The sequence below is a fragment of the Neisseria sp. P0014.S009 genome, assembly GCF_051958155.1.
GTDB lineage: Bacteria > Pseudomonadota > Gammaproteobacteria > Burkholderiales > Neisseriaceae > Neisseria > Neisseria flavescens_C.
Map to the genome: position 1 here is coordinate 1 of NZ_JBQCVS010000142.1, position 263 is coordinate 263.

At 56.3% G+C, this 263-nt stretch carries 1 protein-coding gene; it reads left to right on the top strand.

The window, feature by feature from the left end; translation table 11 throughout:
- Positions 1–263, top strand: a 263-nt coding sequence (locus ACTHS4_RS12040) for a LysR substrate-binding domain-containing protein (RefSeq protein ID WP_440366004.1), incomplete at both ends; no start/stop codon positions are given.

The window sequence follows — 263 nt, forward strand, 5'->3', positions numbered from 1 at the left end:
CCTTATGGCCGCAAGTTGAATTGGACATCGTTTCAGGCTTCCAAGCCGATCCGGTCGGGCTGCTGTTGCAACACCGCGCCGACCTTGCCATCGTTTCCGAAGCCGAGCCGCTCAACGGCATCAGCTACCGCCCTCTGTTTGCCTATGAAATGGTCGGCATCTGCGCAGAAGACCACCCGCTTGCCGACAAAGACGTTTGGGAAGCGGAAGACTTTATCGACGAAACCCTGATTACTTATCCCGTCCCCGACGAAATGCTGGAT